We start from the raw sequence: 26,541 nt of genomic DNA, 5'->3' as shown, positions 1-26,541 counted from the left end.
CTACCTCTTAGCGGCCTTACAAAGCAGCGCGCAACGCGTCGCGGATCAGGGTTTCGCAGTCGGCGCCCGGCTTGGCAATTTTGCTGACCATGCGGCTGGCTTCCTGCGGCTTATAGCCCAGCGCCACCAGCGCCGAGACGGCTTCGGCTTCCGCGTCCGCTTCCGGCGTTTTGTGGGCGGCGGCCGGCAGGCTGATCTCGCTGCTGTTGTTGAACAGATCGCCGTTGAGCCCTTTGAAGCGGTCTTTCATCTCGACCACCAGACGCTCGGCGGTTTTTTTGCCCACGCCCGGCAGCTTGACCAGTGCGGTGATCTCTTCGCGCTCCACCGCGCTGACGAACTGCTGCGCGGACATGCCCGACAGGATAGCGAGCGCCAGTTTCGGCCCGACGCCGTTGACCTTGATCAGCTCGCGGAATAGCGCACGCTCCTGCTTGTCGTTGAAACCGTACAGCAGCTGCGCGTCTTCACGCACCACGAAGTGGGTAAACACGATGGCCTCTTGCCCCAGTTCCGGCAGCTCGTAAAAGCAGGTCATCGGCATGTGCACTTCATAACCCACGCCGTTCGCCTCCAGTAACACCAGCGGCGGCTGCTTTTCCAGAATATTTCCTCTGAGACGACCTATCATTTACCCTCCTGCAGAATTACCGGGCATGGCGCCCTGCCATGCCGTTGCTGGTAAAGCTTATAACATAAAAAAGGCTGGATGAATATCCAGCCTGAGCAATCATCGTTTCGCGTCAGCGCAAACGCCCGCGCGCCAGGTTCAGCCGCCCTTCGCTCATTCGCAGCACGTTCTGGCTGAGGTGGCAGTGGGTGATGGCGATGGCCAGGGCATCCGCGGCATCCGCCTGCGGGTTTGCCGAGAGTTTGAGCAGCGAGCGCACCATGTGCTGTACCTGCGCCTTTTCGGCCGCGCCGGTGCCGACCACGGTTTGTTTGACCTGCCGCGCCGCATACTCGAACACTTCCAGGTTCTGATTCACCGCCGCCACGATCGCGACGCCGCGCGCCTGGCCGAGCTTGAGCGCCGAATCCGGGTTCTTGGCCATAAACACCTGTTCGATGGCGAAGAAATCGGGCTGGAACTGGGTGATGATCTCGCTGACGCCGGCGTAAATCAGCTTCAGCCGCGTCGGCATGTCGTCCACCACCGTGCGGATGCAGCCGCTGGCGATATAGCTCAACTGGCGCCCCTGCTGGCGGATAAGGCCATAGCCGGTGACGCGCGAGCCGGGATCGATACCGAGTATGATCGCCATATCTACATCCACCTTACATGCACGGCGCCGCCGAACGGCGGCGCCCGTTTTACCGAATTACAGCGTCGCCGCTACTTCGTCGGAGATTTCACCGTTATGGTAAACTTCCTGCACGTCGTCGCAGTCTTCCAGCATATCGATCAGGCGCAGCAGCTTAGGCGCGGTTTCCGCGTCCATGTCGGCCTTGGTCGATGGGATCATCGACACTTCCGCCGCTTCGGCTTCGAAGCCCGCCGCGGTCAGTGCGTCTTTCACCGCGCCAAGGCTTTCCCAGGCGGTGAACACGTCGATGGCGCCATCGTCATAGGTCACGATGTCTTCCGCGCCGGCTTCCAGCGCCGCTTCCATTACGCTGTCTTCATCCAGGCCCGGTGCGTAAGTGATCACGCCCTTCTTGGTGAACAGGTAGGCAACGGAACCGTCGGTGCCGAGGTTGCCGCCGCATTTGGTGAAGGCGTGACGCACTTCCGCCACGGTGCGGTTGCGATTGTCGCTCAGGCATTCGATCATGACGGCGGTGCCGCCAGGGCCGTAGCCTTCATAGATGATGGTTTCCATGTTGGTGTCATCATCACCGCCCACGCCGCGCGCGATTGCACGGTTCATGGTGTCGCGCGTCATGTTGTTCGACAGCGCCTTGTCCATCGCCGCGCGCAGACGCGGGTTGGAATCCGGATCGCCGCCGCCCAGCTTGGCGGCCGTGACCAGCTCACGAATAATCTTGGTGAAAATTTTACCGCGCTTGGCGTCCTGCGCCGCTTTACGGTGCTTTGTGTTGGCCCACTTACTATGACCTGCCATAAAAAAATCTCCGAAAAAAACTACTGGACTGAATTGATCACGAACTCTTCAATCGCCTGCTGATTGCTCCACGACTTGGTCAACTTCACGGCCTCTGCCGCCTCAAGCCATTGGTAAGCGTGATGCTCGGTAATCACCGGATCGCGCTCCTCGGGCAACGCCAGACAGAACCAGTGCTCTTTATTGCGCGTGGTTCCCGGCGCATAGCGATGTCGCAAATGGACAAAGAGTTCAAACTCCACGCAGCGCTGGCAATCGAACAACGGCAGGTGCTCTGCTTCGATATCGATACCGACTTCTTCCATGACTTCACGCCGCGCGGCATGCGGCGGCGACTCATCCTGCTCCAGGCTGCCGGTGACCGACTGCCAGAACTCGGTATCGTCGCGCCGCTGTAACATCAGCACCCGACCACTGGATTTCGCGTAAATCACTACCAGGATAGATTCAGGGCGCTTGTAACTCATCACTCGCTCTCTTGTTCCGCACCGGCTTTCTTTACCACGCTGATCGCCAGCTCCTGCAGCGCCGCCGGGTTGGCGAAGCTCGGGGCGTCGGTCATCAGACAGGCCGCCGCGGTGGTTTTCGGGAAGGCGATCACGTCGCGGATATTGTCGGTGCCGGTCAGCAGCATCACCAGACGGTCCAGGCCGAAGGCCAGGCCGGCGTGCGGCGGCGTGCCGTACTTCAGCGCGTCCAGCAGGAAGCCGAACTTCTCGCGCTGTTCGTGTTCGTCGATGCCCAGAATGCTGAATACCATCTGCTGCATTTCGCTGCGGTGAATACGCACCGAACCGCCGCCCACTTCGTAGCCGTTGATCACCATGTCATAGGCGTTGGCGATGGCATTGACCGGCGCGGCGGCCAGCTCTTCCGGGCTCATGTCGCGCGGCGAGGTGAACGGGTGGTGCATCGCCGCCAGGCCGCCCTCTTCGTCTTCTTCGAACATCGGGAAGTCGACCACCCACAGCGGCGCCCAGCTGTCGAGTTGGGTCAGCCCCAGATCGCGACCCAGCTTCAGGCGCAGCGCGCCCATCGCATCGGTGACAATCTTGAAACTGTCTGCGCCGAAGAACAGGATGTCGCCGGTCTGCGCATCGGTGCGCGCCAGGACGGCTTCCAGCACTTCCGCGCTGAGGAATTTGGCGATCGGGCTCTGCACGCCTTCCATGCCGGCGGAGCGGTCGTTGACCTTCAGCCAGGCCAGGCCTTTCGCGCCGTAGATGTTGACGAAAGCGCCGTACTCGTCGATCTGCTTGCGGGTCAGCTGTGCGCCGCCCGGTACGCGGATCGCCGCCACGCGGCCTTTGGCGTCGTTGGCCGGGCCGGAGAACACTTTAAACTCGACGTCCTTGACCAGGTCAGCCACGTCCACCAGCTCCAGCGGGTTACGCAGGTCCGGCTTGTCGGAACCAAAGCGACGCATCGCTTCGGCGAAGGTCATGACCGGGAAATCGCCCAGATCCACGCCCTTCACGTCCAGCCACAGTTCACGCGCCAGCTTCTCCATCACTTCACGCACCTGCTCGGCGGTCATGAAAGAGGTTTCGACGTCGATCTGGGTGAATTCAGGCTGACGGTCCGCACGCAGGTCTTCGTCGCGGAAGCATTTGACGATCTGGTAGTAACGATCGAAGCCGGACATCATCAGCAGCTGTTTAAACAGCTGCGGAGACTGCGGCAGCGCGTAGAATTTGCCCTTGTGCACGCGGCTCGGCACCAGGTAATCGCGGGCGCCTTCCGGCGTCGCCTTGGTCAGCATCGGCGTTTCGATGTCGAGGAAACCGTGGCTGTCCATAAAGCGGCGTACGAAGCTGGTGATTTTGGCGCGAGTCTTCAGACGCTCGGCCATTTCCGGGCGACGCAGATCGAGGTAACGGTATTTCAGGCGCGCTTCTTCGCTGTTGACCTGGTTGGAGTCCAGCGGCAGCGGCTCGGAGCGGTTGATGATCTCGAGCGCGTGGGCGAACACTTCCACTTCGCCGGTGGCCATATCTTTATTGATCTGGCTGTCCGGACGCGCACGCACGGTGCCGACGATCTGGATGCAGAATTCATTGCGCAGGTCATAGGCCTTGTCGAACGCCACTTTCTCGTCCGGGTCGAAGAACACCTGCACGATGCCTTCACGGTCGCGCATATCAATAAAGATCAGGCCGCCCAGATCGCGACGACGATTGACCCAACCACACAGAGTGACTTCCTGGCCCACGTGGGACAGATTCAACTGCCCGCAATATTCAGTACGCATACGCTATCCTTTTACACAGCCGATGCCGCGCCGGGCTACTGCGCCCCTGTCGCGCGGCTGTTATCTGATAAATTCTACTTGTTGCCCGGTTTAAAATCCGTCGCATACCAGCCGGTGCCCTTAAGCTGGAAGCCGGAGGATGAGATCAACTTGGTCAACGCGGGCTGCCCACACGCCGGGCAGTCTGCCAGCGGCGCATCGGAAAATTTTTGCAATTTCTCTAACCGATGGTTGCAAGCACCACATGCATATTCATAAATCGGCATAGGTCGTTGGATTAAAGAGTGTTGAAAAAAGGGAGTCATTATAAAGGAAATTCATCCGCCCGATAAGTGCGAACACAGCATTGTTACTGCACTAAATGGCGCGTTTTTGTCCGAATCAACACATCGGTTAACAAATTTCCCATTAACCTGCGACAGTTTTTTCACGTAGCCTGATTCTCCCCCGGTTTTGCGCCGAACGCAGCTCGCCCGACGCGCCGAACAGTTTTTATCCACTTCGCAACGAGATGAAATCCATGCTGAAACTTGACGCCCAAACCACCGCTCTGGTGCTGATCGATTTGCAAAACGGCATTCTGCCTTACGCCGGCGGCCCGCACAGCGCCGGCCAGGTGGTGGCGAACGCCGCCCTGCTGGCCGCGCGTTTTCGCATGCTGGGCGCGCCGGTGCTATTGGTGCGCGTCGGTTGGTCAGACTCCTTCGCCGAGGCGCTGAAACAACCGGTGGATAAACCAGCTCCCGCGCCCGCCGGCGGCTTGCCGGCCAGCTGGTGGGAATTCCCCGCGCCGCTGGCGGTCTGCGACAACGATATTCTGATCACCAAGCGCCAATGGGGCGCCTTCTACGGCACCGATCTGGACTTGCAGCTGCGCCGCCGCGGCATCAAATCCGTAGTCTTGGGCGGCATATCCACCAATATCGGCGTGGAGTCCACCGCCCGCGCCGCCTGGGAGCACGGCTATGAACTGGTGATCGCCGAAGACGTCTGCAGCGCGCAGAACGCGGAAATGCACCGCTTCGCGTTCGAGCACATTTTCCCGCGTCTGGCACGGGTGCGCGACACCGGCGAAATTCTTGCCGCGCTCGAGCGGTAACGTTAAGTTGTAGCCTGATAAGCCAAGCACAAGTAAAGGAAGACGACGCCGTGATCTACATCGGACTGCCGCAGTGGCAACATTCAGCCTGGAACCGTATCGGGCTGCGTGATTTGGCGGATTACAGCCGCTACTTCAACTGCGTGGAAGGCAACACCACCTTCTACGCGCTGCCGAAACTGGAAATCGTGCAGCGCTGGCGCGACATGACCGGCGACGATTTTCGCTTCTGCTTCAAATTCCCGTCGGACATCAGCCACAAGGCCGCCCTGCGCAACTGCGCCGCCGAGCTACAGGCGTTTTACCACTGCCTGAGCCCGGTGCATCAGCGCATCGGCCAGTTGTGGCTGCAGCTGCCCGCCGCCTTCGGTCCCGATGAGCTGCCGCGCATGTGGCAGTTCTTCGAAAGCCTGCCGCAGGAATTCACTTACGGCGTAGAAGTGCGCCATCCGGCGTTTTTCGCCAAGGGTGAGGAAGAGCGCGCGTTGAATCAGGGGTTACACCAGCGCGGCATCAATCGGGTGATCCTCGACAGCCGCCCGGTGCATCACGCCGCCCCCGATACCGCCGCCGTGCGCGATGCCCAGCAGAAAAAACCGAAGCTGCCGGTACACGCGCTGGTCACCGCCGACCAACCGTTGGTGCGCTTTATCGGCGGTGACCAACTGGCCGATAACCTGCGCTGGTTCGAAGCCTGGCAACAAAAACTGCCGCTGTGGCAGCAACAGCATCAGCCCTATCTGTTTATTCATACGCCGGACAACGGCGATTCGCCCCAGCAGGCGCAAAAAATTTGGCAGCAGTTGCGCCTGGCGATCCCTGATTTGCCTGCACCGCCAGACTGGCCAGAACAAGATGCACTGTTTTGACCTATTAATCTGACCAATAACATCAAATATTTCCCCGCGACAGTGAATACAATGACGGCTATGATGCTGGCTGCCAGTTTTGGTTAGGGAACGGAGTTAAAAATGGTAAGCGCGCTTTATGTGGTGCTCGGCGCATTGTTGTTGATCAAACTCTCTTATGACGTAGTCAGGTTAAGGATGCAGTACCGCGTAGCCTACGGCGACGGCGGTTTCTACGAATTGCAGACCGCCATACGCGTGCATGGCAACGCCGTTGAATACATTCCTATCGCTGCCGTATTGCTGGTGATCATGGAAATGAACGGCGCGGAAATCTGGATGATTCACCTCTGCGGCCTGATGCTGATGGCCGGGCGGCTGGTGCATTACTACGGTTTACGCAACCGCGAGGTTCGCTGGCGCCGTTCAGGCATGGCCGCGACCTATATCTCTTTGTTGTTGATGGTTCTGGCAAATATCTTCTATCTGCCTTGGGATCTGATTTTCAGCCTGCACTGATCCCGTTTTATCATCAGGCGGCCGCGCCGCCTGCTTCCGCTCCGCTTTTTTGCGCTTTTCTGTTAGACTACGCAGCTTCGAATTCTGAACTGATTTGCCGCTATGCCAAACCGCGATACTCTTTTCTCCGCCCCCATCGCCAAACTGGGCGACTGGACCTTCGACGAACGCGTCGCCGAAGTGTTCCCCGACATGATCCAACGCTCCGTTCCCGGCTATTCCAACATCATCTCGATGATCGGCATGCTGGCCGAACGTTTTGTGCAACCCGACAGCCGGGTGTATGACCTGGGCTGCTCGCTGGGCGCGGCGACGCTGTCGATGCGGCGGAATATCAAGGTGCCTGGCTGCCATATCGTCGCCGTCGACAACTCGCCGGCGATGGTGGAACGCTGTCGCCGCCATATTGACGCCTTCCGCGCCGAGACGCCGGTCGAGGTTATCGAAGCCGACATTCGCGACATCGACATCGAAGACGCCTCAATGGTGGTACTGAACTTTACGCTGCAGTTCCTCGAGCCGGCCGATCGCCTGCGCCTGCTGGAGAAAATCTATCGTGGCCTGCGCCCGGGCGGCGCGCTGGTGCTGTCGGAGAAGTTCAGCTTTGAAGATGCCGAAGTCGGCGAGCTGCTGTTCAACATGCACCACGATTTCAAACGCGCCAACGGATACAGCGAGCTGGAGATCAGCCAAAAACGCAGCATGCTGGAAAACGTGATGCTGACCGATTCGGTGGAAGCGCACAAGGCGCGTCTGCAACAGGCCGGATTCGAGCATGCCGAAGTGTGGTTCCAGTGCTTCAACTTCGGTTCGCTGATCGCCCTGAAAGCGGGGGATGCGCAATGATCGAATTTGGTGATTTCTATCAGCGCATTGCCAAGAGCCCCCTCAGCCACTGGCTGGATACGCTGCCCGCGCAGCTGAGCGCCTGGCAACGCGAATCGCTGCACGGCAAATTCAAGCAGTGGTTCAACTCGGTGGAACATTTGCCGACGCTGACCCCCACCCGTCTCGATCTGCTGCACGGCGTGCGCGCTGAGATGGAGCCTGGCCTGTCGCCGGGCCAGCGTGAAGGCGTCGAGAAAATGCTGCGCACCCTGATGCCGTGGCGTAAAGGGCCGTTCTCGCTGTATGGCATCGATATCGATACCGAATGGCATTCCGACTGGAAGTGGGATCGCGTGCTGCCGCACATTTCTCCGCTGGCCGGACGCACCATTCTCGACGTCGGCTGCGGCAGCGGTTATCACCTGTGGCGCATGATCGGCGCCGGCGCACACCTCGCCGTAGGCATCGATCCGATGCAGCTGTTCCTGTGCCAGTTCGAAGCGGTGCGCAAGCTGTTGGGCGGCGATCAGCGCGCCCATCTGCTGCCGCTCGGCATCGAGCAATTGCCGGAACTGGCGGCGTTCGACACCGTGTTCTCGATGGGCGTCCTGTATCATCGCCGCTCGCCGCTCGATCATCTGTATCAGTTGAAAAATCAGCTGGTAGCTGAAGGCGAACTGGTGCTGGAAACGCTGGTGGTGGAAGGCGATCGCCACCAGGTGCTGGTGCCGGGCGACCGTTATGCGCAGATGCGCAACGTGTATTTCATTCCTTCCGCCGAAGCGCTGAAATGCTGGCTGGAGAAATGCGGCTTCGTCGACGTGAAAATCGCCGATATGTGCGTCACCAGCCTCGAAGAACAGCGCCGTACAGACTGGATGACCAGCGAGTCGCTGGCTGAATTCCTCGACCCAAACGACCGCAGCAAAACGGTTGAAGGCTATCCTGCGCCGCTGCGCGCCGTATTGACCGCCAAAAAGCCCTAGCGCTTGCTAATCGGGCCGGCCTGCGCCGGCCTCAACTTACCCGTTGCTGGCATCGACAATCCGCAGCTCATACACCATCGTCGCGTTCGGCGGGATCTGCGGCGCATAGCCCGTTTCACCGTACGCCAACTCCGGCGGCACCACCATCGTCAGCGAACCGTGATTTTTCAGATGGCCGATCGCCTCGCGGAACAACGGCGGATAGGCGGAAAGCGGCTGAGACATCACCTTTCCACTGCGATCCATATCCTGGATCACGCTGCCGTCGGTCAAGCTCTCTTTCACCACGATATCCACCCGCGCGTTTTCCGCAATGGTTTCATCACCCGTATAATCGATGCGATACCAGAAGCCGGAAGGCGATTTCTGCGTGCCCTTCTTCTTTTTGAACTCGGCAACGAACGCTTCGCCTTTGCTGGTTTGCCTCTTCGCCGCCTGGCTTCTGGCGTCGTTTACCGCTTTTTCCGACTCCGCCAATGCGCTGGCCAGCTGCGCATCGCTCAACTGGTAATGGCCGTTGAAGGTATCAATTACGCCCGCCAGCAACACAGTTTTATCGGGTGTGATGCCCCAATTTTTACGCTCCGCCAGCATCGTTTGAATGTCGCGCCCCAGGGCGACGCCGGCAGCATAGCTCTGTTGTTCCGGCTTTTTCTTCAGCGTTTTCACCTCCGGCAACCATTTGGCCCGCGATCTCAGCCCGCTCAATTCGTCTTGCAAAGCTTGCTGAGCCTGATGGGCGGCAGCCAGCTCCGCCGCCGTTTTATCCGCCCGTTGCGTCGCTTCATCCCTCTTCTGCGCTGCCTGCGCGCTTTCCGCCGTCACCGCCGCCAGACGTTGTTCCAGCGTTTTGGCCTGCACGGTTTGCGTTTTGTTTTTTTCCTGCAGTTGCGCCAACTGCCACTGCAGTTCCTCCGTCACTTTGGCGGCTTCTATCGCCTGCTTTGCCAGCGCCGCCTTCAGGCTGTTCTCTTGCTGCTCGGCCTGCTGGCGTTGGCCATCACGCTCTTTTTGCAGCGCTGCCAGTTGCTGCTGAAGTTCCCCCGTCGCTTTGGCGGTCTCGGTCTTTTGCTGCTCCAGCGCCATCTTCAGGTTTTTCTCCTGTTGTTCGGCCTGATGACGTTGGACACCCTGTTCTTTCTGCAGTTGTGCCAGCTGCCGCTGCAGTTCCTCTGTCAACTTGGCGGCTTCGGCCTTCTGTCGTTCCAGCTCAGCGGCGGCCGCTTTTTTGTCCTGCTCATAACGCTGACGCGCTTTATCGTTGGCGGTTTGCGCCGCCGCCAGCTTCTCCTCCCAAACCTGCTGCCGAACGTTTTCCGCCGGTTTAGGCAAGGCCGCCAGCCGTTGTTCCAGCAAGGCAATGCGCCGATCTCGCTCCGCGGTTTGTTGCTTTTGCCGCGCTAACGCGGCTTGCGCTTCGGCGATCTGCGCCTGAGCCTTGCGCTCCTGCGGCGTCAGGTTCAGCGCCTGTCGCACGCCACTGGCGAAGTCGCTCAAGGCGCTCAGATCGGGAGCAGGTGCCGGTTTATCGGCAGCCGTCAGGGATGACGCAACGCGCAGCGCGGTCAGCTCCTGCTGCAGTGATTGAATAGCGGCTTGCTGTTGTTCCAATCGAGTCTCTTTCTCACGCAGCGTCTTTTGCAACTGCGTCAGTTGCTTTCTCTGCGCAGCCGTTTCACGAATCTGAACCGGCCGGGACGCCGGCTTTTGGGTTTCCTGAGATGGGGTAACCACGGTATCAGCCGCCGGTGCGTCCTGCCGCTGATAACGCTCGGCAAACTGCAATAACGCCGGCACATCGTCATCCGCCGCGGCCACCGCCGGCGCAAACGCCAGCGGTATCATCAGGCTCAGTAATGCCTTTCTTGCTCGAGGGGTCATTGGGCGCGTTCTCCGCGCTCAGCCAGGCCGGTCATCATGGCAGAACTGATGTCTGCGCAGAGGCGGCTGGTGCGATAACGATACAGCGCGTCGACGGTTTCCTGCGTGCCCGTATTGACCCGCTGGCGTACCCCGGCATACTGCGCGGCGCCGCTCATCAAGGTATCGAACTCGCGTTTGAATTTCTGATATTTCTCATTATCCATGCCGCGCATGGCATCCAGTTCGCGCTGGCACTGTTGCATGCGCTCGGCCTCACGCTGCCGCTTATCTTGCTCCGCAATTTCTTCTGCGCTGGGCGGCTTACTCAATGTAGAAACGGGCCGCTTGGCGGTCTGGCAGCCGGTCAGGGCCAACGTCAGTAAAAGCGCCGCGGTCCAACAGTGTGCCGTTCGGGTCATTATCATTATCTCCTTGTTAAGTCCGCCGCCAACGCGCTCTGCAATCGAGCTGACGGCTCTCCTCATTGATGCTGTGATGTTCCGGCCATCAGCCAAGCTGTGTTCGGACATGAAAATGCAGACGCAGCATTGAGAGGCATGGCGCCAATCATTTACTGCATCAATACATATCAAAAAATCATTTAATATTATGATATTTAAAGGATTTTAACTCACAAACTTATCAGCAGGACATGACAATCGCAAGAAGAGATGGGGGGTTGGTCGACCGAGATACCAGGTTGAAACGGGCGAATGGTCTTTACAAAACCTAAAAAAAGCCCCGGCAAAACGCCGGGGCCTGGTACTTGCGTGATCGCCGAGGGCTCAGTGACACGCAAAGGGGTCTTACGGCCCGGAAACCGGTTGTCAAACGCGGCTAACTGCGTGCTTATGCGCTTTGCGCCAGAGGATCAACCAAGGCCAGCGCGTTTTTCATCGCCTCCACCATTTCGCCATCCACGCAATAATGGCTAAATTCGTCAAACTCGTTATCGGAGCACATGGTGACGCCCGCCTTGCGATAACGCATGGTCGACGGCACCAGATGGCCGGAAGAGCTGTGCAGTTCATGCAGGCCGATATCGACAAACTTGTGCAGATTGCTGAGGCGCACGCCGGCACCCGCCATGATCACCGGGCCCTGGCTGGCCTGGCGCAAATCGCGCAGCAACGGCAGGCCAAGTTCGGCGCTCTGCTGCTGGCCGGAGGTCAGAATGCGCGCCACCCCCAGCTCGGTCAGTTGCTCCAGCGCCACCATTGGATTCTGGCACATGTCGAACGCGCGATGGAACGTCACCGCCATGCCCTCGCACAGCCTCATCACTTCGCGCATACGCGGCAGATCGATGTGCCCTTCGTCGTCCAGCATGCCAACCACCACGCCGGGGAACCCCATCTCGCGAATTTGGCGGATATCTTGTTTGATCACTTCGAAATCCACCGCGCCGTAGCAGAAATCGCCACCGCGTGGGCGAACGATCGGATGCACCGGGATCGAAACCCGCTCACGCGCCAGACGCAACGTGCCATAGCTCGGCGTCAATCCCCCTTCGCTCTGGCTGGCGCACAACTCGATGCGATCGGCGCCCGCCCGTTCGGCCGTCAGCGCACAGTCGACGCTAAAGCAACAAACTTCCAGTTTTATCATTGTCACCCCCAGATAACGGCCAACATACGGCGGCAATTGTTCATTTCTTCATTTCTCACGTAGGCTCATGCATAGGCATAAACCGGCTCAGGGTTATCACTATGGCATTCAATTTTGATCAATGGGTAGACCGCAGTCACAGTGACAGCGTTAAGTGGGATAAATATCGCGGCAGCGACATCATCCCGCTTTGGGTCGCCGACAGCGATTTCACCTCACCGCCGGCGGTGATCGAAGCCTTGCAGCGCCGCGTAGCACACGGCGTATTCGGCTACACCCACCCATCCCCTGATCTTGTTGAGGTTTTTACCCGCCGCATGGTAGAGCGCTACGATTGGCACATCAAGCCTGAATGGATCATTTTCCTGCCTGGCCTGGTGTGTGGCCTGAACCTGTGCGTACGGGCCTGCACCGAAGAACATCAGAGCACGCTGGCCCCCTCGCTCATTTATCCGCCGTTTCGCAAAGCGGCCAAATTCGCCGGGCGTAAACACCTTCCGGTATCGCTAACAGCGGTCAACCAGCGTTGGGGACTGGATTTTTCCTCGATGCATGATCAGCTCAACGGCAACGAAAAACTCCTGTTGCTGTGCAACCCGCAGAACCCCGGTGGCACCGTGTATCGCCGAGAGGAGTTGTTGCAGCACCATCAGTTCGCTCGCGAACACGATTTAATCGTCTGTTCGGATGAAATCCACTGCGAACTGCTGCTTGAGCCCGGCGCGCGGCATATCCCCTTCGCCACCCTGAATGAAGACGCGGCCCAACGCAGCGTGACGCTGATGTCACCGTCAAAGACGTTTAATCTCGCAGGGCTCGGCGCCTCAATGGCGATCGTTCCCAACGAAGCATTGCGACAAAAGCTGAAACGCGCGCGCAGCGGCATCGTGCCGGAGGTCAATCTGTTGGCGCTGGTGGCGGCGCAGGCGGCTTATCAATACGGACAACCCTGGCTGGATGAGCAGTTGATTTATCTGCGCGCCAATCGCGATCGGCTGACAAAACGTATCAACGCCATGCCGGGATTGACGTTGCTGCCCGTCGAGGCCACCTACCTGGCCTGGATAGACTGCAGCGCGCTGCCGGTAGATAACCCGCATCAGTTCTTCGAACGTGCGGGCGTTGGGCTAAGCGCCGGCCTGGACTTCGGCGATCGGCGCTTTGTACGGCTTAACTTTGGTTGCCGATGGGCCCTGCTCGATGAAGCGCTCGATCGCATGGCGCGCGCCTGTGCGGCGCTGCCTGGCTAACCTTGTTCGCTGGCGACGATGTCTCGAATGGAATACGGATGAAACTTGATCGTGACCGTTCCGTCGGTGATGGCCAGCGTCGGGTTCGGTAGCCGCTCGCCCTCGCCTTTTGGCGAGCTTTGCTTCAGCTTGATCCCCGGCGCCAACAATGCTTCATCGGCAAGGTGGCTCAAAGCCCGAGCGTACAGCGTCTGAGGATCGCCACTGAGCACTAATTCGACGTGTTCCCAGCCTTCGTGCGGATAGCGTTTCTCCCCAGGATACGGCAGCTCGATGCAGTCTATCCGCCACGGCCCTACGGCCAGCGGCTGAGACAAATCGAACAGACAGATAGGCCGCCCGTTGATCATCGATTCGGATAGCAGTGTCCCGCACTGCATCAGCCCCTGGCGCCAACGTTCGGCGGTGGCATTCTGGTGACAGCGCAGGGAGATGTGATCGGCGGTGAACGCGGCCAGGTCAAGCCGCAATTTGGCGGCGAATTGATGCAGCGCCTGCTCGAAACGCGGCAAATCGAGCTTCAGATCGTCAAGCTCGGCAATGGCCTGCAAGGGAGTGGTCATAGAAACCTCAAAACAACGGAGCGCAAAGTTAAACGCGGTAATTTACACGGTGGCGGCAGCGCTCGCCACCGTTACGACGTTTTTCGGCGGCAGTTCAGAATGATTTTTGATTGCGGACGGGGAGAATAAAAAAACCAGTCCCTTATTAAGATGACTGCTTATTAAAGCAACAGAAAAATAAAAAATAAGATTTTTCGCAAGCCATTATACCTTTTCTTCATGACGCTATGATTTAAGTTATTTTGCACAAAACTCTCTGCAGTCCATTGGTCAACTCGATTGAATAGTCTGGTTTAATCAAACCTGATCCACTTATCGAAACCACATAAAACCATAAGCACAACCTATTGTAAAAGAAGATAATAAACCCCATTAATTGATGTGAAACTAAGGATTATCTTAATTTACCCCCGGGCAATTGATTCACCAAGACAACTCAGCTACTTTGGAGGAAATTTAAATTCGAGATGATCATTATGTTATTGCTGACGATATCCTTGGTGTTGATAATTATCGCCGTATACGCCATCTACCGTCATTTCAAATCACGCAGTGCCAACACGCTGGATGCCGGTCGCCGCAATAAAAAGCGCTAGCTTCGCAACTCTCCCCTTCGTACATTCTGTTCAGATCATTCTGCTTTCACCTTCCGGCAATCAACGCGCCGCCCTCGACAACTGTTTCAACGCAGCGGCCGCGCCAACTGCTGACGGGCTCCGTCAGATCGGTTACAATTACAGGCTGTTTTGTGGCGGTCGCCCATCGCGCCCGCCACCGTTGAATCCCGCAGGGGCTGGCTTCAGCCCCTCGTTCGTCATTAAGGTAACCCGGTGAATATTCAGGTTCTTCTTTCAGATAAAGTCAGCCAGGCGCTGATCGCCGCTGGCGCGCCAGCCGATTGCGAAGCGCAGGTCCGCCCTTCCGCCAAGGCGCAGTTTGGTGATTACCAGGCCAACGGCGTGATGTCAGTCGCCAAAAAGCTGGGCATGCCGCCCCGTCAGCTGGCGGAAAAAGTGGTGCAACTGCTGGATCTCGGCGACGTCGCCGGTAAAGTGGAAATCGCCGGTCCCGGCTTTATCAACATTTTCCTGAACAGCGATTGGGTCGCCCGCCAGGCCGATCAGGTGCTGAACGCACCGAAGCTGGGCATTGCGCCGGTTGAGCCCCAAACCATCGTTATCGACTACTCCGCACCGAACGTGGCGAAAGAGATGCACGTCGGCCACCTGCGCTCCACCATCATCGGCGACGCCGCGGCGCGTACCCAGGAGTTTTTGGGCCATAAAGTGATTCGCGCCAACCACGTCGGTGACTGGGGCACTCAGTTCGGCATGTTGATTGCCTACCTGGAAAAAATGCAGAACGAAAACGCCAGCGACATGGGCCTGTCCGATTTGGAACAGTTCTATCGCGAAGCCAAGAAACACTACGACGAAGACGCCGAGTTCGCCGAGCGCGCGCGCGCTTACGTCGTGAAGCTGCAGGGCGGCGATCAGTACTGCCTGAAAATGTGGCGCAAGCTGGTCGACATCACCATGGCGCAAAACCAGCTGACCTATAACCGTCTGAACGTGACGCTGACCGAAGACGACGTGATGGGCGAAAGCCTGTATAACGCGATGCTGCCGGGCATCGTCGCCGATCTGAAAGCCAAAGGGCTGGCGGTGGAAAGCGAAGGCGCCACCGTGGTGTTCCTCGACGAATACCAGAACAAGGACGGCGACCCGATGGGCGTCATCATCCAGAAAAAGGATGGCGGCTACCTCTACACCACCACCGATATCGCCTGCGCCAAGTATCGCTACGAAACTCTGGGCGCCAACCGCGTTCTGTATTACATCGACTCCCGCCAGCATCAGCACCTGATGCAGGCCTGGACCATCGTGCGCAAGGCCGGTTACGTGCCGGAGTCCGTCTCGCTGGAACACCACATGTTCGGCATGATGCTGGGCAAAGACGGCAAGCCGTTCAAAACCCGCTCGGGCGGCACGGTGAAGCTCTCCGATTTGCTGGATGAAGCCATCGAACGCGCCGAACAGCTGATCGCCGGCAAAAACCCGGATATGCCGCAAGACGAAATGAAGACCGTGGCCCGCGTGGTCGGCATCGGCGCGGTGAAATACGCCGATCTGTCGAAAAGCCGCACCACCGACTATGTCTTCGACTGGGACAACATGCTGGCCTTCGAGGGCAATACCGCGCCTTATATGCAATACGCCTATACCCGTGTGGCATCGGTATTCAAGCGCGCCGGGATCGACGAAAGCAGCCTGACACTGCCGCTGACGCTGACCGAAGAGCGTGAGATTGCGCTGGCTACCCGCCTGCTGCAGTTCGAAGAGGTGCTCACCACCGTCGCACGTGAAGGCACGCCTCACGTCATGTGCAGCTACCTGTATGATCTGGCCGGCTTATTCTCCGGCTTCTACGAGCACTGCCAGATCCTGAACGCCGACAGCGAAGAAACCCGTCAGAGCCGCCTGAAGCTGGCGCTGCTGACCGCTAAAACGCTGAAAACCGGCCTGGATACGCTGGGCATCGAAACCGTCGAACGTATGTAAGCCGCACCGTGCGGAAAGTAAAAAGGTCGCCAAGGCGACCTTTTTTTGTTCTTGCATTCGGCTCAGGCGACGCGGCGCGCAAAATCACGCGGGCGGAAGCCCAACCCGGCCAGCACGCCAAAGTAGGCCACCACACCGGCCACCACCACCGCAGCCAAACGCAGCAAACGTTCCAGCATATTGCCCTGATCCCAGGCCGGCATCAGCCACATCACGCCAATCAGCACCGCCGACATCGTCAGCACAGCGATCACCAGCTTAGTGAGGAACAGCGCCCAACCCGGCTGTGGCTGGAAGATCTTCTGCTTGCGCAGCTGCCAATACAGCAGCGAGGCGTTCAGGCAAGCCGCCAAGCCGATCGACAGCGCCAGGCCGGCATGCTTCAGCGGACCAATAAACGCCAGGTTCATCACCTGCGTCATGATCAGCGTGATGATAGCGATCTTGACCGGCGTTTTGATGTCCTGCCGCGAATAGAAGCCCGGCGCCAGCACTTTAACCACGATCAGCCCCATCAGCCCCACCGAGTAAGCCACCAGCGCGCGTTGCGTCATCGCCGCGTCAAAGGCGCTGAACTTGCCGTACTGGAACAGCGAGACGGTCAACGGTTTGGCCAAAATACCCAGCGCGATGGCGCTCGGCAACGCCAGCAGGAAACACAGGCGCAGCCCCCAATCCATCAGGCGCGAATACTCGTCGTGGTTGCCGCTCGAGAAGCTTTTGGCCAGCGACGGCAGCAGGATGGTGCCCAATGCCACGCCCAGCACGCCGGAAGGAAATTCCATCAGGCGGTCGGCGTAGTACATCCAGGACACCGAGCCGGATACCAGGAACGATGCGAAGATAGTGTTGATGATCAGCGAGATTTGACTGACCGACACCCCAAGGATCGCCGGCCCCATCTGACGCATTACCCGCCAGACTCCGGCATCGCCCAATTTGAGGCGCGGCAGCACCAGCATGCCGATCTTGCGCAGGTGCGGCAGCTGGTAGCCCAGTTGCAGCACGCCGCCCACTACCACCGCCCACGCCAGCGCCAGCACCGGCGGGTGGAAATACGGCGCGGCGAACAGCGCGAAGCCGATCATGCTGACGTTAAGCAGCGTTGGCGCAAAGGCCGGGATCGAGAAGCGGTTCCAGGTATTGAGGATCGCCCCCACCAGCGACGCCAGCGAGATCAACAGAATATAGGGGAATGTGATGCGCAGCAGCGCCGACGTCAGGGCAAACTTGTCGGGCGTATCGGTAAAGCCCGGCGCGGTGAGATAGATAACCCAGGGCGCGGCCAACATCCCCAGCACCGTCACCACCGCCAGCACCAGCGTCAGCAGCCCGGAGACATAGGCGATAAAAGTGCGTGTCGCCTCGTCGCCCTGCTGGCTTTTGTATTCGGCCAGGATCGGCACGAAGGCCTGCGAAAATGCCCCTTCGGCAAAGATACGGCGTAACAGATTCGGGAGTTTGAACGCCACGAAGAAGGCGTCCGTTGCCATGCCGGCCCCGAACACCCGCGCGACGATCGCATCGCGGGCAAAGCCCAACACCCGCGAAAACATCGTCATCGAGCTGACGGCAGCCAAGGATTTGAGTAGGTTCATGTGGTTGTCTGATAGGTACCGTAAATATCAACGCCTGCAACAGCAGGCGTCAGTGAAACAATCGGCTCAGTTTACGCATCCGGAAAAGAATAGCTACCGCCAGATGTTACATAGAGTTATCCCGCAGCAAACGCTCGACCACCCGCTGGGCAAGCAGCGCCTGTTCGCCGCCGGTTTCCGGCGCGCTCTGATTGGCGACGGCATCAAGGAAATGCCGCACCGCACCGTCGAAGCCGCGTTGCACCAGCGTGCTTTGCCAGCCCGGCACCGGTTGTTCCAACTCGCCCTGCGCATCTTCACGCAGCCAGTGGCGCATATCGGTCAACTGATACAGCGCGCCGTCTGTCACCGCCTGCACGCTTTCGCGCTGGCTGCCGCCGCGGCGATGCATGCTGGTCGTCACCTGCGTATCGCCGCAGGCGAAGTGATGCTCGGCGTACAGCATTTCGCCTGCGGCGTTGGTGCGCACGCTGCCGCTCAGCAGTTGCTCGCCGCCGCCCGCCAGCCACAGCGCCGTGTCCACCACGTGCAGGTAATCATCCAACAGGGTAAAACGCAGATCGTGCGGGCCGACGCTGTCCGCCCGATGTTTATCCATGCGAATGGAGGCCGGCTGGTTCATTTGCTGCTTGAGCTGCCGGTAAAGCGGCGCGAAACGCCGGTTGAACCCCACCATCAGCGTTTTGCCTCGCCGCTCGGCCAGCTCAAGCAACTGCTCGCCCTGCTCCAGCGTCTCCGCCAGCGGTTTATCGACGTAAACGTGCACGCCGCGGTTCAGCAGCTCGCCTATTACCGAAAAATGGCTGGCGGTGCTGCTGTGAACAAAGACCGCGTCGCACTGTTCGGCCAGGCTGTCCAGCCGGGAGAAACAGGCCATGCGGTAGCTGTCGCACAGCGGCTGCGCTTTTTGCTGATTGGGCGAAAAACCGCCCACCAGCGTCCAATCCGCCGCCTGGCCGAGGATTGGCAGGTAAGCCTTCTGCGCGATACTGCCCAATCCCACCACGCCTACACGCAATTTAGTCATTCGCATCCCTCACCAACAGGTGTTGCAACTGCCGTTTCAGTTCCGCCACTTCGCTTTCCAATGCGCTAACCCTGGCGCTCAGTTCGCCGTCGAACTCGGATTCAAACGCCGCCGGCGGCGCTTTATCAATCTGGCCGCTGAACAGATGCATGAATCGGCTTTCGCGCTTGCCCGGCTCACGCGCCAGGCGCACCACGAACGGGCCATCTTCTCGCGTGGCCAGCTGTTGCAACACCTGTTCGACCTCGCTGACATCACTGAACTCGTGCATCCGATTGGTACGGGTGCGCAGCTCGCCGGGCGTTTGCGCGCCGCGCAGCAGTAAGGTGGCGATCACCGCCAGTTCGGCGGGCGAAAGTTTCAGTTGGCCGAACTCGGAGTTGCAAAACCGCTGTTCGTACTTCACTACCCGGTTGCCGAATCCGCTGAGGGTGCGCAAGAAATGTTTGCGCAGCAACAGATCGAGCAGCTGCTGCACTTCGCTTTCGCTCAGATCCATCACCGGTTCACGGTTGGTTTTTTGGTTACAGGCCAGCGTAATGGCATTCAGCGAAAGCGGGTATTGATCCGGGGTCGTGACCTGTTTTTCCAACAGGCAGCCGATAACCCGAGCCTCTTTGGCGTTCAATTCATATTTCATCGTTTGGCCTCAACGTGGGGGTAGCCACTCTTTATTGGTGTATGCCGTCAAAACGTGGTCTTGCCACTGGCCGTCGATCAGCAGGTAATCCTTGGCGTAACCTTCGCGTTCGAATCCCAGACGCGTCAGCAATGCGCCGCTGCGCTGGTTGTGCGGCATATAGTTGGCCATGATGCGGTGCATGCGCTGTTGGCGCAGCATATAGCGGATGGCGGACTGCAAGGCTTCGAACATCAGCCCCTGTCCCTGCCATTTCTCCCCCAGCGAATAACCGAGGAAACAGGCGTGAAACGAACCGCGCAGCACGTTGCTGAAGTTCGCCACGCCGCGCACTTCCTGCTCTTCTGGATCGAGCAGGATAAAATAGTAGGCGCTGCCCTGCTTTTGCATTTCAGCGATCATCCCCAGACGCGCCTGCCAGCCGGAAGGATAACAATGGCTTTCGTCGCGCACCGGCTCCCAGGGTTTGAGAAAGGCTCGGTTCTCGGCATAATAATCCGCCAGACGATAGGCATCCCGTTCATGCACTAAACGGACCACCATCCGGTCGGTAGTAAGACGTACTTTTGGCGATGCAGAGCGGTAGCCGAACATCATTTCCCCCGCAGTCAAAACGGTTCGATAAGAAGTATTTATTGGGAAGCCGCGTGGATAATCATCCGATGCCGATCTGATGGCATGATTTTATTTTGCCAATAGCGCTTCAGAACCGCACTTCCCTGCATTCAATATAACCGTAGCCCGCCCCCGAGGTAAAACCTCGGTCGCTCAGTAAATCGCCGAATACGCGTTTTACGGCGTTTTTCCGCCCATTTTGCAGCACAGGTAACACCTTGACGATAAAAAAATATTATCTACTCCGCCCCTGTCGCCGTCCGGCAATTGGGTAGAGAATAGTGGGGTTGCCTTCCCCCTCTCTCTTAATTGCTCATGGTGATGCATGTCTCTGGTGTCGCAAGCGCGCAGCTTGGGTAAATATTTTCTGTTGCTCGACAACCTGCTGGTGGTTTTAGGCTTCTTTGTCGTTTTTCCGCTTATTTCGATCCGCTTCGTCGATCAATTGGGATGGGCGGCGCTGATCGTCGGCATCGCGCTGGGTTTGCGGCAGCTGCTGCAACAAGGGCTCGGCATCTTTGGCGGCGCCATCGCCGATCGCTTCGGCGCCAAGCCGATGATCGTCACCGGCATGTTGCTGCGCGCCGCCGGTTTCGCCACTATGGCGATGGCCGATGCCCCCTGGATCCTGTGGTTCTCTTGCGCACTGTCCGCCCTCGGCGGCACGCTGTTCGATCCGCCGCGCACCGCTTTGGTGATCAAGCTGACCCGCCCGCACGAACGCGGCCGTTTTTTCTCGCTGCTGATGATGCAGGACAGCGCAGGTGCGGTCGTCGGCGCGCTGATCGGCAGTTGGCTGCTGCAGTACGACTTCCACTTTGTCTGCTGGGTCGGGGCGGCGATCTTCGTGCTGGCCGCCGGCTGGAACGCCTGGCTACTGCCGGCTTACCGCATCTCCACCGTGCGCGTGCCGATGAAAGAAGGCATGTTGCGGGTCGTGCGCGATCGCCGCTTCCTCACCTATGTCCTGACGCTGACCGGCTACTATATGCTGGCGGTACAGGTGATGCTGATGCTGCCGATCGTGGTCAATGAAATCGCCGGCTCACCGGCGGCGGTGAAATGGATGTACGCGATCGAAGCGGCGCTGTCGCTGTCGCTGCTCTATCCGCTGGCGCGTTGGGGAGAAAAACACTTCCGGCTTGAGCAGCGCCTGATGGCGGGCCTGCTGCTGATGACGCTCAGCCTGCTGCCGATCGGTCTCGCCACCAGCTTGCAGGGCGTATTCACGCTGATCTGCTGCTTCTATCTGGGATCGATCATCGCCGAGCCGGCACGCGAAACGCTGAGCGCTTCGCTGGCCGATCCACGTGCGCGTGGCAGCTATATGGGCTTTAGCCGCCTTGGTCTGGCGCTGGGTGGCGCGTTAGGTTACACCGGCGGCGGCTGGATGTACGATACCGGACGCACGATGAACATGCCGGAGCTACCCTGGTTGCTGCTTGGGGCAGTGGGTTTCGCTACGTTGCTGGCGCTGTACTGGCAGTTCAGCCCGCGGCGCAGTGCATCGATGATGCTGCGCGGCGGTTAACGCCATAGAAATCCGGCCGAATCGGCAACAGCTGCTATCCTGTTAGTAAAAACCCCCACAGGAGCCCGTCGGCATGAGTGAAGAAGCAAAATTACCGCAACTACTCGAACATATGATACTGAACTTGCGCATGATTTATGCGCGTTCCACCCTGGTGGAAAAGGCCCTGGCCCATATCCTCGCCAGCGACGCCGGCCTGAAAAACGATATTATCAAACAGCTGCAGGTCGTCACCGCCGCCAACGAACGTGACAAAATCGACCTGGAAGAAGCTCGCATTCACCTGATCGATGTGCTCAACTCGGTACCGGCCAAGAAATAACGCCCCCTAGCCCGCGCCGGTGCGCGGGCAATATCGCAATAACGCACCATCCAACACACGCACGTCAAGACAGCCTCGATAAGCTGTGGTAACTATTGCTGTTAAAACCTGACAACCCGGAGCAAGCATGAAACTGTTCATTTACGATCATTGCCCATTCTGCGTTAAAGCCCGCATGATTTTTGGCCTGAAACGTCTGCCGATTCGTCTGGTCACGTTGCTCAACGACGATGAGACGACTCCGTTCAATCTGATCGGCCAAAAAATGGTGCCTATCCTGGTCAAAGACAACGGCGAAGCGATGCCGGAAAGCCTGGATATCGTGCGCTATGTCGATAACCTGGACGGCAAGCCGGTGCTGACCGGCCGCACCAACCCGGCCATTGCCGAGTGGCTGCAGCGGGTCGGCGGGTACAGCGCAAAATTGTTGTTGCCGCGTATTGCGCATGCCGATTTCGAAGAGTTCGCCACCGACAGCGCCCGCCGTTATTTTATCGATAAAAAGCAGGCGTCAATCGGTGATTTCGCCGAGCATCTCGCCAACAGCGCCGATCTGATCACCCAGCTGGAGGCCGATCTGCAAACCCTGTCACCGCTGATCGTCTCCGCCGAAGCGGTAAACGGCGAACTGTCCGAGGACGATATCCACCTGTTCCCGCTGCTGCGCTCGTTGTCGATCGTCGCCGGGGTTGCGCTGCCGGAGAACGTGGAAACCTACCGCAACCGCATGGCGCAGCGCTGCGAGGTGCCGTTGCTGCTGGACATGGAACAATAACGTTTGAATAACCCAAAGGATAGGGCGTACTGATGCTGAAAATGGTGCTCGCCACCGCTCGCGATCGGGCGCGGCTGAAGGAAATTACCTCCGTTCTGATTCGTTACGGCCTGCAAGACGTTCTGCGTCTGCTGGGCCTGGGGGCTTTGCTGCGCGGCGCCCGCGCTGGATCCGCCCAACAGGACGCACAAACCCTGCCCGAGCGGCTGCGCGAAGCGCTCGAGGCGCTGGGCCCCACCTTCGTCAAATTCGGCCAGATCCTGGCCACGCGTTCTAATCTTCTGGATCCGGACTGGACCGACGAACTGGATCGCCTGCACAGCCAGGCAGCGGTGTTGCCATGGGAAACGCTGGCGCCGCAAATCATCGCCGATCTGGGGGGCGAGCCCGAGCAGCAGTTTGCCGAATTCGATCGCACGCCGCTGGCCGCGGCATCGATGGCGCAAATTTACCGCGCCCGCCTGCACAACGGCGAACAGGTAGTGGTGAAAGTGCTGCGGCCCGGTTTGGCGAAAACCATCCACGCCGATCTGCGGCTGCTGGCCTCGCTGGCGGAAACCGTCGAGCAGCAGAGCCCCGCGTTGGCACGCTATCGGCCGCGGCAGATGGTCCGAGCGCTGGCGACGGCGCTGAATCACGAGCTGGATTTGACTCACGAAGGGCATAACTGCGATCGCGTCGCCAAGATGTTCGCGCATGAACCCGATGTGGTCGTGCCGAAAATCTATTGGCAATGGTCGTCTCCGCGTCTGTTAGTGCAGGAATACTTGCCCGGCACCGCGCCGGAGAACCCTCAGCAATTGGCGGCGGCGGGCTTTGACGGCCCGCTGCTGGCGCAACGCGGCGCGCGCGCCTTTATGAGCATGGTGCTGGAGCATCGGTTGTATCACGCCGATCCTCACCCCGGCAACGTCATGGCGCTGAGCGGTGACCGCGTCGGCTTTATCGACTTCGGCATGGTGGGCCAACTGTCTGAGCGGCGGCGCAATCAGTTGCTTCTGCTGCTGCAGGCCATTGCCGATCGTCAGTCCGAAGGCATCGTCAACACGCTGATCGCCTGGTCGGACAGCGAACCGCTGGATCTGATGGATCTGGAGCTGGCGGCGCAAAACTTTCTCGACAAACAGGCCGCCGCCACCCTGACGTTGGGCAAGGCTCTGACCGACCTGCTGGTGATGGCGCGTGAACACCAGTTGGCGCTGCCGCCCGATCTGGTGCTGCTGTTCAAGGCGTTAATCACCGCCGACGGCGTGTTGCACCGATTGGATCCGGCCTTCGACATCGTCGCCACGCTCAAACCGATGCTGCAACAAACGGTGCTGCAACGCTATGCCCCTGACGCCGTGCGCCAGCGGTTGCTGGCCCTGGGCGGGGAAGCGCTCGACGCCGGGGAAGAACTGCCGCAAACCCTGCGGCTGTTGGTGCGCCGCCTAAAACGCGGGCAGCTCAATGCCGATATCAACGTCAGTAATCTCGGCCAGTTGAGCAAAGCGCTGGAACGCGCCGCCGTCACCCTGGCTATCGCCATTGTCACCGCCGCTTTCGCCCTGGGCCTGGCGCCTTATCTGATGCACTCCTCACTGCAGCTGTGGGGCATTCCGCTGTTCCCGCTGTTGGGGGCCGCGGCCTGCCTGGCCGGCGTGATCCTCCTGGCGCTGCGATTGCGGCGCTGACGCTTTCGGCGTTATCCGATAGGTGTCGCCCGTTTTTGCGCGCACTATCCTCTGCACATCGCCGCCTGCCGTTTTCACGCGCAGGCGGAACGTTTATAATGATTAATCAATTATCTGCAGCACTTTTCGCCAGCAGTCGCAATGAGGCATTAATGAAGAAGATCCTGATGGGCGCAGCCGCCCTGCTGTTCGCCGGCGTATTGGCCGGTTGCAATCAACTGACCCAGTACACCCTGAGCGAGCAGGAAGTGAATGATTACCTGCAGAAACATAACGACTATCAGAAGCAGATCGGCGTGCCCGGCCTGGTGGACGCCAACATCGTGCTGACGCAGCTGCAAAGCCAGATCGGCCGCAGCGAGCCGGGTAAAGTCACCCTTTCCGGCGACGCCAAGGTCAACATCACGTCGATTCTCGGCCCGCAGGCGGCGGATCTGAAGCTGGCGCTGAAAGCGCAGCCGGTTTACGACCGCGCACAGGGCGCCATTTACCTGAAAGACATGGAACTGACCGATTACAGCGTGCAGCCGGAAAAAATGCAGACGGTGATGAAAGCGCTGACGCCATATCTGAACCAGTCACTGAAGTCTTACTTCGACCAAAAGCCGGCTTATGTGCTGAATCCTGACAACAGCAAAACCGAAGCGCTGGCGAAAAAACTGGCGAAGGGATTGGAAGTGAAACCGGGTGAGTTGGTGATACCGTTCAGCGACTGACGCCGTCTGGGGACATCAAGCCCGCCGCCAGGCGGGCTTTTTATTGCCAAAAGAGCGTTACTGCGGCGCGCTGTAGGCGATCTCGCCGGTGTTGCAGTTGAGCGTCACGTTGTAGGTTTTATCTGCCTTGGTGCCACGCACCGTCAACGGCACCTGCCACACCTGATCCTTGCCGCTGATGGCATCCGGGCTGACCCAGGCGATCGGGGTGGCGGTACCCAGCAGCTTTTTGTCCGATTCCCAGCGCGTGATGCGGTTCTGCAAGAAGTCGCGCTTGACCTGGGCGGCGATATCCGCCGGCTGCAGACCCGCACACTGCCCCACCTTGGCGGCGCGCTGCTCGTGATCCTGCGCCCACACCGCAGTCGATGCTCCCATCATGGCCAACAAGGCGATAGCCAAACCCGTTTTTTTCATATCTCCTCCCGTTGTGATTAGCGCTATCCGGGCGCCCATCCCTGGCTCACAACAGGGTTTCGGCAAAGGGTTTACCGTTTGACGAACTCGATGACAAACAGCGCATCCAGGCCCGGATAGATTTCCTTGATCACCTGCTTCAATTCGCCGAGCGACATGTTCTCCTGCTGTGCGTGGCGTTCAGTCAGCGCGTCCAGGCGCACCGGCGTTACCGACAGCACTTCGATAAAGCAGAAAAATACGCCGTCTTCATTGCGGCTTACGCGCAATACCTCGCCCGGTTCGAAGTGCGACTCACTGGCATCCCGAATGGTGATGGTTTTGCGCCCGGCCAGAATATCTTGCTCAAAGCGGCTGAAGAAAGTTATTTCACGGCTCATTTTAGATCCTTTTTCATCACAACACCGCAACATAAGTCATTATGCCGCTTGCTTTTCTGACGCAGATCCCTCTTTTGAGTTAGAGGCCGCTTTTTTCGCTTTCGCTTCCGCCGGTTTCTTGAGGGTTTCCGCCGGTGAAGCGCCGCGCAGAATCAGACCCAGCGCATCTTTATTCTCTGCCAGGAAGAAGCTCAGCCCTTCGCGCTGTTCGTCGTCCAGGTTCAGCGGCGACTGTTGCAGCCACTCTCCGAGGTTATCCGCCAGATCCAGCATTTTGTCGTAGGCGTCGGCTTCTTTCTTGCTCGCGAAAGTCATTTTTTCCTCACCGTTTCTCACCACCACATATTTAACTTCAACCGCCATGCGTGCGTCCTCAAATACTCAAATAACTGTAATTACATACAG

The 26,541-nt window shown here is 58.9% G+C and carries 29 protein-coding genes; 12 read left to right on the top strand and 17 right to left on the bottom strand.

Annotation, left to right across the window (positions count from 1 at the left end; genetic code table 11):
- Nucleotides 1-16 precede the first annotated feature (16 nt).
- The 6 genes from ruvA to ACJ8QF_RS13150 all read right to left on the bottom strand — a co-directional run bounded on the left by ruvA (nt 17) and on the right by ACJ8QF_RS13150 (nt 4,583).
- Nucleotides 17-631, bottom strand: coding sequence for a Holliday junction branch migration protein RuvA (gene ruvA / locus ACJ8QF_RS13175; RefSeq protein WP_442537572.1), 615 nt, complete (start codon nt 629-631; stop codon nt 17-19).
- Nucleotides 632-743: 112 nt separating this feature from the next.
- The gene (gene ruvC, locus ACJ8QF_RS13170; protein WP_004932367.1) at nt 744-1,265 is read right to left on the bottom strand and encodes a crossover junction endodeoxyribonuclease RuvC; all 522 of its coding nucleotides are present in this window, start codon (nt 1,263-1,265) and stop codon (nt 744-746) included.
- A gap of 57 nt (nt 1,266-1,322) precedes the next feature.
- A complete protein-coding gene (locus ACJ8QF_RS13165) occupies nt 1,323-2,066 on the bottom strand; it encodes a YebC/PmpR family DNA-binding transcriptional regulator (RefSeq protein ID WP_004932370.1) in 744 nt (247 codons plus the stop codon).
- Nucleotides 2,067-2,086: 20 nt separating this feature from the next.
- Nucleotides 2,087-2,533 (bottom strand): dihydroneopterin triphosphate diphosphatase, encoded by a 447-nt coding sequence (nudB, locus tag ACJ8QF_RS13160; RefSeq protein WP_004932373.1) that lies wholly within the window; start codon nt 2,531-2,533, stop codon nt 2,087-2,089.
- Nucleotides 2,533-4,317 (bottom strand): aspartate--tRNA ligase, encoded by a 1,785-nt coding sequence (gene aspS / locus ACJ8QF_RS13155; protein WP_442537571.1) that lies wholly within the window; start codon nt 4,315-4,317, stop codon nt 2,533-2,535. The genes nudB and aspS overlap by 1 nt, the downstream gene beginning before the upstream one ends.
- 74 nt (nt 4,318-4,391) lie before the next feature.
- Nucleotides 4,392-4,583, bottom strand: coding sequence for an FmdB family zinc ribbon protein (locus ACJ8QF_RS13150; protein WP_033632845.1), 192 nt, complete (start codon nt 4,581-4,583; stop codon nt 4,392-4,394).
- A gap of 254 nt (nt 4,584-4,837) precedes the next feature.
- On the opposite strand from ACJ8QF_RS13150, the gene ACJ8QF_RS13145 reads away from it, so the two are divergent.
- The 5 genes from ACJ8QF_RS13145 (at nt 4,838) to cmoB (ending at nt 8,597) form a co-directional block, all read left to right on the top strand.
- Nucleotides 4,838-5,416 carry a hydrolase gene (locus ACJ8QF_RS13145; protein WP_004932381.1) on the top strand — a complete coding sequence of 193 codons (579 nt, stop codon included), beginning with the start codon at nt 4,838-4,840 and terminating at the stop codon, nt 5,414-5,416.
- Between the two features lie 53 nt (nt 5,417-5,469).
- Nucleotides 5,470-6,285: a DUF72 domain-containing protein gene (locus tag ACJ8QF_RS13140; RefSeq protein WP_325962359.1), complete on the top strand. Its 816-nt coding sequence runs from the start codon at nt 5,470-5,472 to the stop codon at nt 6,283-6,285.
- 102 nt (nt 6,286-6,387) lie between these two features.
- Nucleotides 6,388-6,783, top strand: a complete 396-nt coding sequence (locus ACJ8QF_RS13135) for an MAPEG family protein (RefSeq protein WP_004932387.1) — start codon at nt 6,388-6,390, stop codon at nt 6,781-6,783.
- A 102-nt stretch (nt 6,784-6,885) separates the two neighbouring features.
- A complete protein-coding gene (gene cmoA / locus ACJ8QF_RS13130) occupies nt 6,886-7,629 on the top strand; it encodes a carboxy-S-adenosyl-L-methionine synthase CmoA (protein ID WP_004932389.1) in 744 nt (247 codons plus the stop codon).
- A complete protein-coding gene (gene cmoB / locus ACJ8QF_RS13125) occupies nt 7,626-8,597 on the top strand; it encodes a tRNA 5-methoxyuridine(34)/uridine 5-oxyacetic acid(34) synthase CmoB (RefSeq protein WP_004932392.1) in 972 nt (323 codons plus the stop codon). Before cmoA ends, cmoB begins: the two co-directional genes overlap by 4 nt.
- Nucleotides 8,598-8,633: 36 nt before the next feature.
- Here the strand turns inward: cmoB and ACJ8QF_RS13120 are convergent, their stop codons facing one another.
- From ACJ8QF_RS13120 to cutC, 3 genes are all read right to left on the bottom strand, one after another.
- Nucleotides 8,634-10,478 (bottom strand): FKBP-type peptidyl-prolyl cis-trans isomerase N-terminal domain-containing protein, encoded by a 1,845-nt coding sequence (locus ACJ8QF_RS13120; protein ID WP_442537570.1) that lies wholly within the window; start codon nt 10,476-10,478, stop codon nt 8,634-8,636.
- On the bottom strand, nt 10,475-10,879 hold the full coding sequence (locus tag ACJ8QF_RS13115) for a hypothetical protein (RefSeq protein ID WP_004932398.1): 405 nt from the start codon (nt 10,877-10,879) through the stop codon (nt 10,475-10,477). Before ACJ8QF_RS13115 ends, ACJ8QF_RS13120 begins: the two co-directional genes overlap by 4 nt.
- Before the next feature lie 430 nt (nt 10,880-11,309).
- Entirely contained in the window at nt 11,310-12,068 is a 759-nt protein-coding gene (cutC, locus tag ACJ8QF_RS13110; RefSeq protein WP_004932400.1) for a copper homeostasis protein CutC, read from the bottom strand.
- Between the two features lie 101 nt (nt 12,069-12,169).
- On the opposite strand from cutC, the gene ACJ8QF_RS13105 reads away from it, so the two are divergent.
- Nucleotides 12,170-13,318 (top strand): MalY/PatB family protein, encoded by a 1,149-nt coding sequence (locus tag ACJ8QF_RS13105; RefSeq protein ID WP_131164776.1) that lies wholly within the window; start codon nt 12,170-12,172, stop codon nt 13,316-13,318.
- On the opposite strand, the gene ACJ8QF_RS13100 is transcribed toward ACJ8QF_RS13105, so the two are convergent.
- A complete protein-coding gene (locus ACJ8QF_RS13100) occupies nt 13,315-13,881 on the bottom strand; it encodes a VOC family protein (protein ID WP_004929646.1) in 567 nt (188 codons plus the stop codon). The two genes, ACJ8QF_RS13105 and ACJ8QF_RS13100, sit on opposite strands and share 4 nt — an antisense overlap.
- An 830-nt stretch (nt 13,882-14,711) precedes the next feature.
- On the opposite strand from ACJ8QF_RS13100, the gene argS reads away from it, so the two are divergent.
- Complete coding sequence (gene argS / locus ACJ8QF_RS13095; protein ID WP_015378141.1) at nt 14,712-16,442, top strand: arginine--tRNA ligase; 1,731 nt, start codon at nt 14,712-14,714, stop codon at nt 16,440-16,442.
- 62 nt (nt 16,443-16,504) lie between these two features.
- On the opposite strand, the gene murJ is transcribed toward argS, so the two are convergent.
- The 4 genes from murJ to rimJ form a co-directional block, all read right to left on the bottom strand.
- Entirely contained in the window at nt 16,505-18,040 is a 1,536-nt protein-coding gene (gene murJ, locus ACJ8QF_RS13090) for a murein biosynthesis integral membrane protein MurJ (RefSeq protein WP_325961760.1), read from the bottom strand.
- 106 nt (nt 18,041-18,146) lie between these two features.
- Nucleotides 18,147-19,067 (bottom strand): Gfo/Idh/MocA family protein, encoded by a 921-nt coding sequence (locus ACJ8QF_RS13085; RefSeq protein ID WP_004929639.1) that lies wholly within the window; start codon nt 19,065-19,067, stop codon nt 18,147-18,149.
- Complete coding sequence (locus ACJ8QF_RS13080) at nt 19,060-19,707, bottom strand: YceH family protein (protein ID WP_004929637.1); 648 nt, start codon at nt 19,705-19,707, stop codon at nt 19,060-19,062. The genes ACJ8QF_RS13085 and ACJ8QF_RS13080 overlap by 8 nt, the downstream gene beginning before the upstream one ends.
- 9 nt (nt 19,708-19,716) lie before the next feature.
- Entirely contained in the window at nt 19,717-20,301 is a 585-nt protein-coding gene (gene rimJ, locus ACJ8QF_RS13075) for a ribosomal protein S5-alanine N-acetyltransferase (RefSeq protein WP_004929636.1), read from the bottom strand.
- Between the two features lie 346 nt (nt 20,302-20,647).
- Between rimJ and mdtH the strand changes: the two genes are divergently transcribed.
- The 5 genes from mdtH to ACJ8QF_RS13050 all read left to right on the top strand — a co-directional run bounded on the left by mdtH (nt 20,648) and on the right by ACJ8QF_RS13050 (nt 25,339).
- A complete protein-coding gene (gene mdtH / locus ACJ8QF_RS13070; protein ID WP_021503887.1) occupies nt 20,648-21,853 on the top strand; it encodes a multidrug efflux MFS transporter MdtH in 1,206 nt (401 codons plus the stop codon).
- A gap of 73 nt (nt 21,854-21,926) precedes the next feature.
- Nucleotides 21,927-22,175 carry a hypothetical protein gene (locus ACJ8QF_RS13065; RefSeq protein ID WP_004929632.1) on the top strand — a complete coding sequence of 83 codons (249 nt, stop codon included), beginning with the start codon at nt 21,927-21,929 and terminating at the stop codon, nt 22,173-22,175.
- 127 nt (nt 22,176-22,302) lie between these two features.
- Nucleotides 22,303-22,950, top strand: coding sequence for a glutaredoxin 2 (gene grxB / locus ACJ8QF_RS13060; protein ID WP_004929629.1), 648 nt, complete (start codon nt 22,303-22,305; stop codon nt 22,948-22,950).
- Nucleotides 22,951-22,982: 32 nt separating this feature from the next.
- On the top strand, nt 22,983-24,623 hold the full coding sequence (locus tag ACJ8QF_RS13055; protein WP_442537569.1) for an ABC1 kinase family protein: 1,641 nt from the start codon (nt 22,983-22,985) through the stop codon (nt 24,621-24,623).
- A gap of 152 nt (nt 24,624-24,775) precedes the next feature.
- Nucleotides 24,776-25,339: a lipoprotein gene (locus ACJ8QF_RS13050; protein ID WP_131164782.1), complete on the top strand. Its 564-nt coding sequence runs from the start codon at nt 24,776-24,778 to the stop codon at nt 25,337-25,339.
- 57 nt (nt 25,340-25,396) lie between these two features.
- On the opposite strand, the gene yebF is transcribed toward ACJ8QF_RS13050, so the two are convergent.
- The 3 genes from yebF to ACJ8QF_RS13035 form a co-directional block, all read right to left on the bottom strand.
- Nucleotides 25,397-25,756, bottom strand: a complete 360-nt coding sequence (gene yebF, locus ACJ8QF_RS13045) for a protein YebF (protein ID WP_004927560.1) — start codon at nt 25,754-25,756, stop codon at nt 25,397-25,399.
- A 71-nt stretch (nt 25,757-25,827) separates the two neighbouring features.
- The gene (gene yqfB / locus ACJ8QF_RS13040) at nt 25,828-26,136 is read right to left on the bottom strand and encodes a N(4)-acetylcytidine aminohydrolase (RefSeq protein ID WP_004927562.1); all 309 of its coding nucleotides are present in this window, start codon (nt 26,134-26,136) and stop codon (nt 25,828-25,830) included.
- 39 nt (nt 26,137-26,175) lie between these two features.
- On the bottom strand, nt 26,176-26,499 hold the full coding sequence (locus ACJ8QF_RS13035) for a YebG family protein (RefSeq protein WP_049240288.1): 324 nt from the start codon (nt 26,497-26,499) through the stop codon (nt 26,176-26,178).
- Nucleotides 26,500-26,541 lie beyond the last annotated feature (42 nt).

The organism is Serratia sp. CY81684 (genome assembly GCF_052166595.1).
In the GTDB taxonomy this organism is placed as follows: Bacteria; Pseudomonadota; Gammaproteobacteria; order Enterobacterales; family Enterobacteriaceae; genus Serratia; species Serratia nematodiphila.
Note: the sequence above shows the minus strand (reverse complement) of the source record. Positions and strands in the feature narration are given on the sequence as shown.